At 68.7% G+C, this 13916-nt stretch carries 11 protein-coding genes; 8 read left to right on the plus strand and 3 right to left on the minus strand.

Annotation, left to right across the window (positions count from 1 at the left end; translation table 11 throughout):
- The first annotated feature begins 5 nt into the window (after nt 1–5).
- From paaD to GH266_RS22790, 3 genes are all read left to right on the plus strand, one after another.
- A complete protein-coding gene (gene paaD, locus GH266_RS22780; RefSeq protein ID WP_158196369.1) occupies nt 6–518 on the plus strand; it encodes a 1,2-phenylacetyl-CoA epoxidase subunit PaaD in 513 nt (170 codons plus the stop codon).
- Between the two features lie 59 nt (nt 519–577).
- Nucleotides 578–1657, plus strand: a complete 1080-nt coding sequence (gene paaE, locus GH266_RS22785; RefSeq protein WP_158195890.1) for a 1,2-phenylacetyl-CoA epoxidase subunit PaaE — start codon at nt 578–580, stop codon at nt 1655–1657.
- Nucleotides 1658–1722: 65 nt separating this feature from the next.
- A complete protein-coding gene (locus tag GH266_RS22790) occupies nt 1723–2268 on the plus strand; it encodes an AAA family ATPase (RefSeq protein ID WP_158195891.1) in 546 nt (181 codons plus the stop codon).
- Nucleotides 2269–2278: 10 nt separating this feature from the next.
- Here the strand turns inward: GH266_RS22790 and GH266_RS22795 are convergent, their stop codons facing one another.
- On the minus strand, nt 2279–3298 hold the full coding sequence (locus GH266_RS22795) for a zinc-dependent alcohol dehydrogenase (protein ID WP_158195892.1): 1020 nt from the start codon (nt 3296–3298) through the stop codon (nt 2279–2281).
- Between the two features lie 185 nt (nt 3299–3483).
- Here GH266_RS22795 and GH266_RS22800 point away from each other — a divergent pair, with 185 nt between their 5' ends.
- A complete protein-coding gene (locus GH266_RS22800) occupies nt 3484–4995 on the plus strand; it encodes a diguanylate cyclase domain-containing protein (protein ID WP_158195893.1) in 1512 nt (503 codons plus the stop codon).
- A gap of 223 nt (nt 4996–5218) precedes the next feature.
- Here the strand turns inward: GH266_RS22800 and GH266_RS22805 are convergent, their stop codons facing one another.
- Entirely contained in the window at nt 5219–5611 is a 393-nt protein-coding gene (locus GH266_RS22805; RefSeq protein WP_158195894.1) for a VOC family protein, read from the minus strand.
- 199 nt (nt 5612–5810) lie between these two features.
- Between GH266_RS22805 and GH266_RS22810 the strand changes: the two genes are divergently transcribed.
- Together GH266_RS22810 and GH266_RS22815 are read left to right on the plus strand one after the other, a co-directional pair.
- Nucleotides 5811–6938 carry a Fic family protein gene (locus GH266_RS22810; protein ID WP_158195895.1) on the plus strand — a complete coding sequence of 376 codons (1128 nt, stop codon included), beginning with the start codon at nt 5811–5813 and terminating at the stop codon, nt 6936–6938.
- An 89-nt stretch (nt 6939–7027) separates the two neighbouring features.
- Entirely contained in the window at nt 7028–7876 is an 849-nt protein-coding gene (locus tag GH266_RS22815; RefSeq protein WP_158195896.1) for a fumarylacetoacetate hydrolase family protein, read from the plus strand.
- A 104-nt stretch (nt 7877–7980) separates the two neighbouring features.
- Here the strand turns inward: GH266_RS22815 and GH266_RS22820 are convergent, their stop codons facing one another.
- Nucleotides 7981–9414 carry a DEAD/DEAH box helicase gene (locus GH266_RS22820; protein ID WP_158195897.1) on the minus strand — a complete coding sequence of 478 codons (1434 nt, stop codon included), beginning with the start codon at nt 9412–9414 and terminating at the stop codon, nt 7981–7983.
- A 700-nt stretch (nt 9415–10114) separates the two neighbouring features.
- On the opposite strand from GH266_RS22820, the gene GH266_RS22825 reads away from it, so the two are divergent.
- Both GH266_RS22825 and iolD read left to right on the plus strand, forming a co-directional pair.
- Nucleotides 10115–12052 carry a bifunctional 5-dehydro-2-deoxygluconokinase/5-dehydro-2-deoxyphosphogluconate aldolase gene (locus GH266_RS22825; RefSeq protein ID WP_158195898.1) on the plus strand — a complete coding sequence of 646 codons (1938 nt, stop codon included), beginning with the start codon at nt 10115–10117 and terminating at the stop codon, nt 12050–12052.
- Nucleotides 12049–13884, plus strand: coding sequence for a 3D-(3,5/4)-trihydroxycyclohexane-1,2-dione acylhydrolase (decyclizing) (gene iolD, locus GH266_RS22830; RefSeq protein WP_158195899.1), 1836 nt, complete (start codon nt 12049–12051; stop codon nt 13882–13884). Before GH266_RS22825 ends, iolD begins: the two co-directional genes overlap by 4 nt.
- Nucleotides 13885–13916 lie beyond the last annotated feature (32 nt).

Raw genomic sequence — 13916 nt, forward strand, 5'->3', positions numbered from 1 at the left:
GCGAGATGGGCTCGCGCCTGCACGACATTGCGGGGGAGAGTGCCCGCCGGCGGGCCTTCGAGGTCGCCGCGCAGGTGCCGGACCCGGAAGTCCCGGTGCTGACCATCGGCGATCTCGGCGTGCTGCGAGATGTGCGCATCGCGTCCGACGGCACGGTCGAGGTCGACATCACGCCGACCTATACCGGCTGTCCGGCCATGGCCGTCTTCACCATGGACATCGAGACCGCGCTGCTGGCGGAAGGCTTCGGCAAGGTGCGGGTCAACACCGTGCTGTCGCCGGCCTGGACCACCGACTGGCTGAGCGAGGAGGCGCGCGAGAAGCTGCGCGTCTATGGCATCGCCCCGCCGGCCGGCAAGGCCTCCCGCCGCGCCCTGTTCGGCGACGACGAGGTCGCCTGTCCGCGCTGCGGCTCGATCGACACCGAGAAGGTGTCGGAGTTCGGCTCCACCGCCTGCAAGGCGCTGTGGCGCTGCCGCTCCTGCGCCGAGCCGTTCGACTATTTCAAGTGCCACTGAGCTGGCGTCTTGTCCGGCAGGCAGCGGATGCCGCCGGAAGCTTTTGAGGGAGAAACCGCATGTCGCCGAGATTTCATGCGCTGAAGGTCCGCGAAGTGAGGCGCGAGACGCCCGAGGCCGTGTCGATTTCCTTCGACGTGCCGGAGACCCTGCGCGAGGCCTATCGCTTCGCCGCCGGCCAGTATCTCACCCTGCGCGCGGTGATCGGCGGCGAGGAAGTGCGCCGGTCCTATTCGATCTGCGCCGGCGAGGATGACGGCGAGCTGCGCGTCGCGGTGAAGAAGATCGACGGCGGCGTCTTTTCCGCCTTCGCCAACGAGAACGTGGCGGCCGGCGACGAGATCGACGTGATGACCCCGTCGGGCCGCTTCGTCCTGCCGGCGCATGAGGGCGGCCCGCGCCGTCTCGTGGCGGTGGCCGCCGGCTCCGGCATCACCCCGGTGCTGGCGATGATCCGCACCGTGCTGACGCGCGAGCCCGAGAGCGAGTTCTTCCTGTTCTACGGCAACCGCAGCGCCCAGACGATCATCTTCAAGGAAGAGATCGAGGACCTGAAGGACGTCTTCCCGACGCGCTTCGGCGTGTTCCATGTGCTCTCGCGCGAGACCCAGGACGTGGAGATCCTCTCCGGCCGGCTGGACGCGGAAAAGCTGGAGCGCCTGTTCACCCATGTGCTGCCGGTGGCGGAGGCCGACGGCGTGTTCCTCTGCGGTCCGGGCGAGATGATCGAGACCGCGAGCGAGGTCCTGTCGCGCCTCGGCGTGGCGGGCGATCGCATCCACCGCGAGTTCTTCACGCCGGCCGACGGCTCGGCCCCGCATGCGGCGAAGCCCGCGAAGAACATCTCCGAAACGGCCCACGAGGCGCGCGCGGAGCTGATCATCGACGGTGCGCGCGTCACCGTTCCGGTCGCGGCCGGCGAGACCATCATCGATGCCGCGATGCGCGCGGGCGTCGAGGTTCCCTATTCCTGCAAGGGCGGCATGTGCTGCACCTGCCGCGCCAAGGTCGAGGCCGGCGAGGTCGACATGGCGGTCAACTATTCGCTCGAGCCCTGGGAGATCGAGGCCGGCTTCGTCCTCACCTGCCAGTCGCGCCCGGTCTCCGACACGGTGGTGCTCGACTACGACGCGATGTAGGCTCAAGGGAGCGGGGCAGGGCGCTCGGCGCACCGCCCCGTTTCCCCCACAAAGAGAGCCTTCCCATGCATGAGCGTTTCGTGCTCGTCACCGGCTGTTCCGGTGGCGGCAAATCCACATTGATCGAAGAGCTTGCCCGTCGGGGCCACCGGACGGTGCAAGAGCCCGGCCGGCGCATCGTCCGCGAGGAACTGGCGGGAGAGGGCAGTGCGCTGCCCTGGATCGACCTTGCCGCCTTCGCCCGCCGGGCGATCCGCATGGCCGTTGCCGACTGGCGCCGCGCGCGGGAGTGCGGCGATGCCGATGGTTGGACCTTCTTCGACCGCGGCGTGATCGATGCGGCCTCGGCCTTCGAGGTCGCGACCGGGCGCAAGGTGCTTGCACCGCTTGCCCGCCGCTATCGCTATCGTCCCCTGGTCTTTCTTGCCCCGCCCTGGCCGGAGATCCACACGGGCGATGCCGAGCGCCGGCACGGGTTTGCCGCGGCGACCGAAGAATACGAGCGGCTTGCGGGTGTCTTGCCCGCGCTCGGCTACGAGACCCGGCTGCTGCCGAAAGTCCCGGTCGCCGAGTGCGCTGCCTTCGTGCTCGCCGCGCTGGAGCGCGGCTGAGCCGCTCTCGTCAGATCTCCATCACCACGCGGCCGTCGATCTTGCCGGCGCGCATCGTGTCGAAGATCGCGTTGACGTTCTCCAGCCGGTCCACCGAGTAATGCGCGGCGACCTTGCCTTCGGCGGCAAAGGCGAGCGACTCGGCAAGGTCGTTGCGCGTGCCGACGATGGAGCCTCGGATCGTCTTGCGGTTCAGCACCGTGTCGAAGATCGGCAGCGGAAAGTCGCCGGGCGGCAGGCCAACGAGGCTCATCGTGCCGCCGCGCGCCAGCATGCCAAAGCCCTGGCTGAACGACTTGGGCGACACCGCCGTCACCAGCACGCCTTCCGCGCCGCCGCCCTTCTGCACCTCGGCGGCAACATCGCCGCTGCGTGCGTCGAGGGTCATGTCGGCGCCGAGCGCGCGGGCCAGCGCCAGCTTCTCCTCGGAAATGTCGACGGCGATCACATGCATCCCCATCGCCTTGGCATATTGCACGGCCATGTGGCCGAGCCCGCCGATGCCGATGATGACGACGGTCTGGCCGGGCTTCGCCTCGGTCTCCTTCAGCCCCTTGTAGACAGTGACGCCGGCGCACAGCACCGGCGCTGCGGGGGCGAAGGCCAGCCCGTCCGGCAGGTGGCCGACATAGTCCGGGTCGGCCAGCACATAGTCGGCAAAGCCGCCATTGACGCTGTAGCCGGTGTTCTGCTGGTCGTGGCACAGGGTTTCCCAGCCGCCGACGCAATGCCGGCAATGGCCGCAGGCGGTGTGCAGCCACGGCACGCCCACCCGGTCGCCTTCCTTCACGCTGGTGACGCCGGCCCCGACCGCGGCGACCGTGCCGACGCCTTCATGGCCCGGAATGAAGGGCGGCTGCGGCTTGACCGGCCAGTCGCCCTCGGCCGCGTGCAGGTCGGTGTGGCAGACCCCGCTGGCGGCGATCTTCACCAGGATCTTGCCGGGCGCCACCTCGGGCCGCACCACTTCGCAAATGTCGAGTGGTGCGCCGAAGGCGCGCACCACGGCCGCTTTCATCGTCTTTCCCATCGGACTTCCCTGTTGCCGTTTTCCTGTCCAGCCCGGCGGCATTGTGGAGCGGCGATAAGCGGTCCGCGTTGCGCGAGATCAAGGTGCGGGCGCGACCGGTGGTTTTTCGGGAGGCGCTGTCGTTAATGGCATGGGAACCACATCGGTTAGCTGAAGATTCAAGTCTTTATGGCAGGTTGCCCGGCATGCAGCAGATCGGAACGAAATCGATGGGGCCCTGGCTGGACGGACGCAAGCGCAACCTGGCGCTGGCGATCTACCTCGTATGCGCCGCCGTCATCATGGCTTTTGCCCTGTCCAATACGCACATGCTCGGCAGCGCCGGCGGCATTGCCGACGAGGTGCGCGCACAGGACGAACGCCACCTGGTGCGCAACGAGCTCGACCGTCAGGTCGAGATCCTGGCGGACGATCAGGCAAGGGTCTCTCACTGGGACGAGGCGGTGCGTGCGCTGGTCGCCCATATCGACTGGACCTTCGTCCGCGAGGAGATTGCCAACTGGCACTGGGAGGACTTCGGCATCCAGGTGACCGTCATGGTCGGCCCGGACAACCGTCCGCGCCTGCTGATCTTCGAGGACGACATCCGTGCCGAAGAGGAGGCGGAGGCGCATGTGGCGCTGGCCGCCGATCTCGTCGAGGCGGCCCGCGAGGCCTATGCCTCCGCAAGGGAGAGGCAGGGGAGTGGCTTCCGTATCTCCCGGCATCCGGTGCGCTCGCAGGACCCGCTCTATGTTTCCGACGTGCGCGAGATCAACGGCGAGATCAACATGATCGTCGCCCAGGCCATCGTGCCCGACGACGATGCGCGCCTGCCGGACGGGGCGCCCAACGTTCTCCTGACCTTCAAGCCGCTGCTGCCGTCGATCATGACCGAGATCGGCCGCAAGCTCGGCCTGCGCGATTTCGCCATCCGTCCCGTCGATGCGGTGCCGCCGGACAGCGACGTCATCCCGCTGGGGCGCGGGTCGCCGCGCTTCGTCGCCACCTGGGTCCGCAGCCATCCCTCCGCGGTGATCTGGCGCGAGGCGCTGCCGCTGCTGCTCGGCGTTCTGGTTCTGGCGGCCATCGCGCTCGGCTTCGTCGCGCTGCGCTTTGCCCGCAGCCTCCGCCGCCTGCAGCAGAGCGAGGAGCGCAACCGCTTCCTCGCCAATCACGACGCGCTGACGGGCCTGCCCAACCGTCTGCAGTTCGAGCAGGAGATGGAACGTGTCCTGCAGCGCAGCGAGCAGGACCGCTGCGCGGTCCTTTGCATCGATCTCGACCGCTTCAAGCAGGTCAATGACAGCTGGGGCCATGCCATCGGCGACCTGGTGATACGCACCGTGTCCGCCCGTATCCTGGATGTCGTCGGCGATCGCGGCATGTCCGCGCGGGTCGGCGGCGACGAGTTCATCGTGCTGCTGCGCGAAGGGCTGGACCGCAGCTCCGTGCTCGCCCTGTGCGACCGGATCGTCGCCAGCGTCTGCTCGGAGATCGTGTTCGACGGCGGTCGCGCCTCGGTCGGGGCCAGCATCGGCGTTGCCTGGTGGCCGGACGACGCGCTGACCGCCAAGTCGGTGATCCGCAGCGCCGACGAGGCGCTCTACCGTGCCAAGCAGGACGGCCGCGGCCGCACCTTCCTTGCGGCCGGCATCGCCCATCCGCCGGTGCCGCCGACACCCGGCAGGGGCGCAGATCCGTCTCCTGCCGTCTGACGCCGGCCGTGCCGGCGCGGCGTTCAGCGTTGCGCTGGCTTGGCCGTTTCCAGTCGTGACGCGTCGATCAGGTGGCACTCTGCCAGTCCGTTCGGTGTTTCCTCGCAGACATGCGTTTTGCGCGGATCGCCGGGCGCGCAGGCCGCGGCCATTAACGGCAGGATCGCAGCGAGACAGCGCAATCGGGTTTTCGTGGTGCGGGACCCCTTTCGCATCGCCGGTCTCACATCGGCAAGGACAGCTGCCAGGACAGGCCGAACCGGTCCGTCAGCCAGCCGAAACGCGGGCTGAAGCCGTAATTGTCGGGCGGCATCAACACCTTGCCCCCTTCGGAAAGCCGGGCGAAGGCCGCGTCCAGCGTTTCCGCACCGCCCATCTCGACGAAGAGCGACATCGACGGCGTGAAGTCGAAATCGTGCGGGATAGGGCTGTCGATCACGATCAGGCTCTGGCCGGCAAAGGACGCCTTCGCCATGCGCACCGTGCCGGGCGCGGCCGTGTCGTCGCCGTTGAGCTCCAGCATGTCGATGGTAAAGTCGGGAAACACCGCCTCGTAGGTCTCCAGCGCAGCCCGCGCGTTGCCCTGGAACATCAGGTGTGTGAACGCTCTGCTCATGTGCTTTCGGCCCTGTCGCTGTTGGCGGTTCCTTGTCCTTGACCACAATGCAGGTTGCAGTCCTTGCACGCAAGGGTGGTGCCGGCCCGTCAGGCGGCAGTGCGTGCGGCGATTGGGCGATGCAATCTCCGCAGTCTGTGCGGCGATTATTTGCGGATGCGGCGAATGAGAGCTATATTCTCCGCAAAGGATGCGGAGAATGACGGCCTATATCCATCAACTGGGCGACTGGCCGAAGGTCCGCTTCGACCATGCGGCGGTCTCCGGCCCGCTGGCGGCCGTGCGTCACCGGCAGGGGCGGCTGGCCGGACGCATGGACGCGCTCGGCTTCGAGACGCGCGCCGAGGCGGTCCTGGAGACCCTGACGGCTGATGTCGTCAAGTCGAGCGAGATCGAGGGCGAGATCCTGGAGCGTAGCCAGGTGCGCTCCTCCATCGCCAGACGCCTCGGCATGGATATCGGCGGCCTGCCGCCGGTCGACCGCAATGTCGAGGGCGTCGTCGAGATGACGCTCGATGCCGTCGGCGCGTTCGAGGCGCCTTTGACCGCAGAGCGCCTGTTCGCCTGGCACGCGGCGCTGTTCCCGACGGGCCGCAGCGGCATGCTGCGCATCGCCGTCGGCCGCTGGCGCGACGAAGCGGCCGGGCCCATGCAGGTCGTCTCGGGCCCCTTCGGCCGCGAGAAGGTCCATTTCGAGGCCCCGCCCGCCGACCGCATCGCGGCGGAGATGACGATCTTCCTCGACTGGTTCGAGAGCCCGGACCCGCTCGATCCCGTCTTGCGGGCCGCGCTCGCGCATCTGTGGTTCGTCACCATCCACCCTTTCGAGGATGGCAACGGCCGCATCGCGCGCGCCATCGGCGACATGGCGCTCGCCCGCTCCGAAGGCAGCGGCCAGCGCTTCTACAGCCTGTCCTCGCAGATCCGGCAGGACCGCAAGGGCTATTACGAGATCCTCGAGTGCACCCAGAAGGGCGACCTCGACATCACGCCCTGGCTGCTGTGGTTTCTCGCCTGCCTCGACCGCGCGCTCGACGATTCCGCCCGCATTCTGGAAGACGTGCTGCGCAAGGCGGCGTTCTGGCAGGGTCTGGCCGGCGAACCGCTCGGCGAACGCCAGCGCAAGGTGCTCAACCGCCTGCTCGACGGCTTCGACGGCAAGCTCACCTCGTCGAAATGGGCGAAGCTGACGAAGACCTCGCCCGATACGGCGCTGCGCGACATCAACGACCTCGTCGCCCGCGGCATCCTTGTGCGCGATCCCGGCGGCGGCCGCTCGACCAGCTATTCGCTGGTGCTGCCGGATGCCTTGCCGGGGCGCCCCTGAGATCCCGCCCGTGCGACGATTGCCGTTTTGCCTCAACCGCCTATGATCGCGCGACCCGTTTGCACGCTCGCTTGTGAGGAGATCTTTTCATGAAACTCGTCCGTTTCGGACCTGCCGGCACTGAGCGCCCCGGCCTTGTCGATGCGCGCGGGCGCATCCGCGATCTTTCCGCCCATGTCGACGATATCGCCGGCAAGGCCCTCTCCGACGAGGGGTTCGCCCGCATTGCCGCGCTCGACCCTGCTTCGCTGCCGCTGGTGGAGGAGGGCACGCGCATCGGTCCCTGCGTCGGCCAGGTCGGCAAGTTCGTCTGTATCGGCCTCAATTATTCCGACCATGCGGCCGAAGCCGGCCTCGACGTGCCGCCCGAGCCCATCGTCTTCATGAAGGCGACCTCGGCGATCTGCGGTCCCGACGACGGCATCGAGCTGCCGCGCGGCTCTGTCGCCACCGACTGGGAGGTGGAGCTTGCCGTCGTCATCGGCCGTCACGCCAAATACGTGTCCGAGGCCGATGCGCTCTCCCATGTCGCGGGTTACTGCGTCGCCAACGACGTGTCCGAGCGCGATTTCCAGACCAAGCGTGCCGGCCAGTGGACCAAGGGCAAGTCGGCCGACACGTTCGGCCCGCTCGGCCCCTGGCTCGTCACCCGCGACGAGGTGAGCGACCCGCAGGCGCTGTCCCTGTGGCTCGATCTCAACGGCAAGCGCATGCAGACCGGCTCCACCGCCACCATGATCTTCGGCGTGGCGAAGGTGATTTCCTACCTGTCGCAGATGATGAGCCTGCATCCGGGCGACGTCATCTCCACCGGCACGCCGCCGGGCGTCGGCATGGGCATCAAGCCGGCCCCGGTCTATCTGAAGCCGGGCGACCGGCTGGCGCTCGGCATCGACGGTCTCGGCACGCAGACCCAGCTGGTGCGCGCCGCCGACTGAGCGCGGCGGAACGGGGCGGGGAGCCTCGATCAGAAACGAAAAACGCCGGCGCGGGGTGACCCCGCGCCGGCGTTCGTTTTCAAGCGTGTTTCGGCGTTGCCGCGTTAAGCGGGCTGGAACGAGCGGACACGTCCGCGCTCGCCGCTGTGATCGCGCGGCTTGGCGCTCTGCGGGCGGCTGTTGCGCTGCTGCTGGCCGGCGCGGAAGCCGTCGGTGCGGCCTTCATGCTGGCCATGGCCGGCCGGCTTGTCCTTGCGTGCGCCGCCGTTGCCGTTGGCAGCGCCGCGGAAGCCGCGAGCCTCGCCGCGACCTTCATCGCGTGCGCCACCTTCGACGCGCGGGCGGAAGGGCTTGCGCTGCTGCTGCTGCTGGCCGCGGCCACCGCCGCCGCGCGACTGCTTGCGCGGTGCCGGGCCGTCGTCCTCGCGCTCGACCAGCACCTTGCCGATCAGCTTCTCGATGTCGCGCAGGAACGGACGCTCCTCGCGGTCGCAGAACGAGACGGCGATGCCGCTCTTGCCGGCGCGCGCGGTACGGCCGATGCGGTGCACATAGGCCTCCGGCACGTTCGGCAGCTCGTAGTTGACGACATGCGACACGCCGTCGACGTCGATGCCGCGTGCGGCGATGTCGGTCGCCACCAGCACCGGGGTGCGGCCGGAGCGGAAGTTGTCGAGCGCCTTCTGGCGCTGGCTCTGGCTCTTGTTGCCGTGGATCGCCGCGGCGGACAGGCCGGCCTGCTCCAGCTGCTTGGTCACCTTGTCGGCGCCGTGCTTGGTGCGGGTGAAGACGATCGCGCGGTCCATGTCCTCGCTGCGCAGCACGTCGACAAGCGCCTGGCGCTTGGCATCGCGCTCGATCAGGAGAACCTTCTGCTCGATGCGGTCGATCGGCTTGGAGGCCGGAGCCACCGCGATTTCCTGCGGGTTGGTCAGGAAGTCCTCGGCCAGCGCGCGGATCGGCTTCGGCATGGTTGCCGACAGCAGCACCGTCTGGCGGTCGCGCGGCAGGCTCGCCAGGATCTGGCGGATCGCCGGCAGGAAGCCGAGGTCGAGCATGTGGTCGGCCTCGTCCAGCACCACGGTCGTGGTCTTGTCGAGGCGGATCGCGCCGCCCTGCATGTGGTCGATCAGGCGGCCCGGCGTTGCGACGAGAATGTCGACGCCGCGTGCCATGGCGCGCACCTGCGGGAAGGGACGGACGCCGCCGACGACGACGGTGGCCGAATGGCGCACTTTCTGGCCGTAGGCGCGGATGCTGTCGGCGATCTGGGCGGCGAGCTCGCGCGTCGGGGCGAGGATCAGCGCGCCGCAGGTCTTCGGCTCGGGCCGGTTGTTCTGCTCGACGATGCGGTTGAGCAGCGGCAGAACGAAGGATGCGGTCTTGCCGGTGCCGGTCTGGGCGAGGCCCAGCACGTCGGCGCCAGACATGATTGCGGGAATGCCCTGCGCCTGGATCGGCGTCGGGGAAGTATAGCCCTCGGCCGCAAGGGCCTGGAGGATCGGCTCGGCGAGGCCGAGGTCGTTGAACGTGGTCAAGCGGACTCCTTGCTCGCGCCGACACGCCATCATGGGCGAGCGGTCGCGGTCCGTGTCAGTCGTGAAGGGAGCTTGCGCAGATCAGCTGCCTTGGGGGCGCGCCGGCACCGGGAACGGACCGTGTTTTGTCCGTCGCTCGGGTAGCAGCGCTTCATATCGGCAACGATCGGGAGGAAGGTTGCGTCTGGGCGCCGGTCACGAAAGGCTCGTGTCTCCACGCGGACGCCGTTGGCAGGCATAGACCACGTTTGATGTTGCGATGCAATGAAAATCGCTTGTGCAGCCCTTTCCGCCAATTTGGAACAAAAATTCCATATGCTGTTTATGCACGGCTGTGCAATACGCCGCACCGGCCATCTTCGCTGCCGGAGGAGGTGGGTGGGGGTCCCGGTTGGGCCCCGTCGGGCCGGCGCGGGCAGGCACTGCGACCGGGTGTGGCGATTGCTCCGCGACCGGTGTCCACGGTGGAAAGATCGGCTGTTGCGTGATTCTCTAGGGGCTTGATAACAGGCCGAAACCGGCCAATCCGCAGGGTGCTGCCCGTGGTTTCAGCCTTGCCTGCCTGCGTTGCCTCTCATCCGGTTATCCACCATGCGCGGGCGATAAAGCGGTTGCAGTCGGTCAAAATGGAATTTATGTTCCGTTTTGTGGCGCCTGCGCGGGCGTCTCGGCGGTTCCGCGAGGTCGGGGAGAGGTTGTCATGGGTTCGCAGCAGGGTCGGGACGCGCGGCCGCTCGATGTCATCACCATCGGCCGCGCCTCGGTCGATCTCTACGGTTCCCAGGTCGGCGGCCGGCTGGAGGACATGCGCGGCTTTGCCAAGTATATCGGCGGCTCGCCCACCAACATGGCTGCCGGCACCGCCCGGCTCGGCCTGCGCTCCGCGCTGATCACCCGTGTCGGCGACGAGCACATGGGCCGCTTCATCCGCGAAGAGCTGGTGCGCGAGGGCGTCGACGTGCGCGGCGTCAGGACCGATCCGGAGCGGCTGACGGCACTGGTGCTCCTCGGCATTCGCGACCGCGAGCAGTTTCCGCTGATCTTCTACCGCGAGAACTGCGCCGACATGGCGCTGGACGAGGGCGACATCGACCCGGACTTCATCGCCGAGGCCGGCTGCGTCACCGTCACCGGCACCCACCTGTCGAACCCGCGTACCGAGGCGGCGGTGCTGAAGGCCCTGCGCCTTGCCCGCGAATGCGGCGCCCGCACCGCGCTCGATATCGACTATCGGCCCAATCTCTGGGGCCTTGCCGGGCACGATGCCGGCGAAAGCCGCTTCATCGCGTCCCGCGCCGTGACCGCCAAGCTGCAGTCGCATCTTCATCTCTTCGACCTGATCGTCGGTACGGAGGAGGAGTTCCACATCGCCGGCGGGACCACCGATACGCTGGCGGCCCTCGGCGCCGTGCGCGCGGTTTCGGCCGCAACGCTCGTGTGCAAGCGCGGGCCGATGGGCGCAGTCGCCTTCGAGGGCGAGATTCCCGGCGACCTCGACCAGGGCATCTCCGGCCCCGGCTTTCCCATCGAGGTGTTCAATGTGCTCGGCGCCGGCGACGGTTTCATGTCCGGGCTCTTGCGCGGCTGGCTGCGCGAGGAGGGCTGGGAGCGGGCGCTCACCTATGCCAATGCCTGCGGCGCGCTCGCCGTCTCGCGGCACGGCTGCACGCCGTCCTATCCGAGCTGGGAGGAGCTGTGCTTCTTCCTGGAGCGCGGCGTGCGCGTGCCGGCGCTGCGCAAGGACGCGGAGCTGGAGCAGATCCACTGGTCGACCACCCGCAAGGGCGACTGGCCGCAAATGCGCGTCTTCGCCTTCGACCACCGCAAACAGCTCGAGGATCTCGCCGCCGAGCTCGGCGCCGACGCGTCCCGCATTCCCGCCTTCAAGACGCTCTGCCTTGCCGCCGCCCGCCGGGTGCAGGCCGGCCGGCCCGGCTACGGCATCCTCAGCGACGGCCGGCTCGGCGAGGAGGCGCTGTTTGCCGCCGCCGGCACCGGCCTTTGGATTGGCCGTCCGGTGGAGCTGCCCGGCTCGCGGCCGCTGGAGCTGGAGATCGGCCCGGACTACGGCAGCGGCCTTGCCGAATGGCCAGCCGACCATGTGGTCAAGGTCCTGTGCTTCTGCCATCCGGACGACGACGAGGCAATGCGCGCGAACCAGGAAGCGACGGTGCTGCGGCTGGCGCGGGCGGCCCGCGCCAACGGGCTGGAACTGCTGCTGGAGGTGATCCCGTCCAAGGTCGGACCGGTCGGCGACGACACCACGGCGACGCTGATCCGCCGCTTCTACGAGATCGGCGTCTATCCCGACTGGTGGAAGCTGGAGCCCTCCGTCTCCGCCGCCGCCTGGGCGCAGACCTGCGCCGCGATTTCCGAGAACGATCCGCACGTGCGGGGCATTGTCGTGCTCGGTCTCGACGCGCCGATGGAGGAGCTGGAGGCCAGTTTCGCGGAGGCCGCCCGCTTCCCGCTGGTCAAGGGCTTCGCCGTCGGGCGCACCATCTTCTTCGAGGCGGCGCGCGGCTGGCTCGATGGCACGCTTGACGAGGAGGGCGCGATCGCGCTCATGGCGTCGAAATACGAAACGCTTTGCGCGGCCTGGGACCGGGCGCGGGCGGCAGACGGGAGAGCGGCATGACGACGACCATCCGGCTGACGGCGGCACAGGCCGTCACGCGCTATCTCTGCCGGCAGATGAACGAGGACGGGGTGCCCTTCATCGCCGGCGTCTGGGCGATCTTCGGGCATGGCAATGTCGCCGGCCTCGGCGAGGCGCTCTACGGCGTGCGCGATGAGCTGCCGACCTGGCGCGGCCACAACGAGCAGGGCATGGCCCATGCGGCCATCGCCTATGCCAAGCAGCTCGGCCGTCGCCGGGCGATGGCCGTGACCTCGTCGATCGGCCCCGGCGCCACCAACATGCTGACCGCCGCGGCGATGGCCCATGTCGACCGGCTGCCGGTCCTGTTCCTGCCCGGCGACGTCTTCGCGGGCCGCGCGCCCGACCCGGTGCTGCAGCAGCTGGAGGACTTCGGCGACGGCACGGTCAGCGTCAACGACTGCTTCCGCCCCGTCTCGCGCTATTTCGACCGCATCACCCGGCCCGAGCAGCTGCTGACCGCGCTGCCGCGCGCTTTCCGGGTGATGACCGATCCGGCCGAATGCGGCCCGGTCACGCTGGCCTTCTGCCAGGACGTGCAGACCGAGGCCTTCGACTGGCCGGAGAGCTTCTTTGCGCCGAAGGTCTGGCGCATGCGCCGGCCGCAGCCGGACCCGGTCGAGCTCGATGAGGTGGCGCGGCTCCTCGCCAATGCCGAGCGGCCCGTCATCGTTGCCGGCGGCGGCATCCATTATTCCTTTGCGCATCAGGCTCTTGTGCGCTTCGCGGAAGGCCATGGCATCCCGGTCGTCGAGACCCAGGCCGGCAAGTCGGCGCTCGCCTGGGACCATCCGCTCAACCTCGGCTCGGTCGGCGTCACCGGCTCCTCGGCCGCCAATGCGGTCGCCGCCGAGGCCGACGTGGTGCTCGGCGTCGGCACCCGCTTCCAGGACTTCACCACCGGCTCCTGGTCGCTGTTCGCACGGCCGGGCCGCAAGCTCGTCAGCCTCAACGTCTCGCCCTACGATGCGGCCAAGCATGGCGCCGTGCCGCTTTGCGCCGATGCGCGCGACGGGCTGGAGGCGCTGGGGCGGGCGCTTGGAGAGCGGCGTTTCGCGCCCCCGCCGGCCGATCTGAAGCGCGAGTGGATCGCGGCTGTGGATGCGGCGACGGCCCCGCCGCCCGACGGCAACGCGCTGCCGAGCGATGCCCAGGTGATCGGCGCCGTCCAGCGCAATGTCGATGAAAACGCTGTGGTTTTTTGCGCTGCCGGCGGCCTGCCGGGCGAGTTGCACAAGCTCTGGAAGGCCGCCCGGCCGATGGGCTACCACATGGAATACGGCTTCTCCTGCATGGGCTACGAGATCGCCGGCGGGCTCGGCGCCAAGATGGCGCAGCCCGAGCGCGAGGTCGTCGTCATGGTCGGCGACGGCTCCTACATGATGATGAACTCCGAGCTCGCGACCTCCGTGATGCTGGGCCGCAAGCTCATTGTCGTATTGCTCGACAATCGCGGCTTCGGCTGCATCAACCGCCTGCAACGGGCGACCGGCGGCGAGAGCTTCAACAACCTGCTCGACACCGCCCGCCATGTGGTGCCGAGCGACATCGACTTCGCCGCCCATGCCGCCTCGATGGGCGCGATCTCGGAGAAGGTCGACGACATCGCGGGTCTCGAGGCGGCCTTGGTCCGGGCGAGGGCGTCGGAGCGCAGCCACGTCATCGTCATCGACACCGATCCGCTGGCGACGACCGAGGCCGGCGGCCACTGGTGGGACGTTGCCGTGCCGGAGGTCTCGACCCGCGAGGAGGTCCGCTCCGCCCGCGCGTCTTACGAAAATGCCCTGAAGAAACAGAGCCTTGTCGACTAGTCTTCACTCCGCTTCGACCCATTGAAGGCGCA

This window comes from Stappia indica, assembly GCF_009789575.1.
GTDB classification, from domain to species: domain Bacteria; phylum Pseudomonadota; class Alphaproteobacteria; order Rhizobiales; family Stappiaceae; genus Stappia; species Stappia indica_A.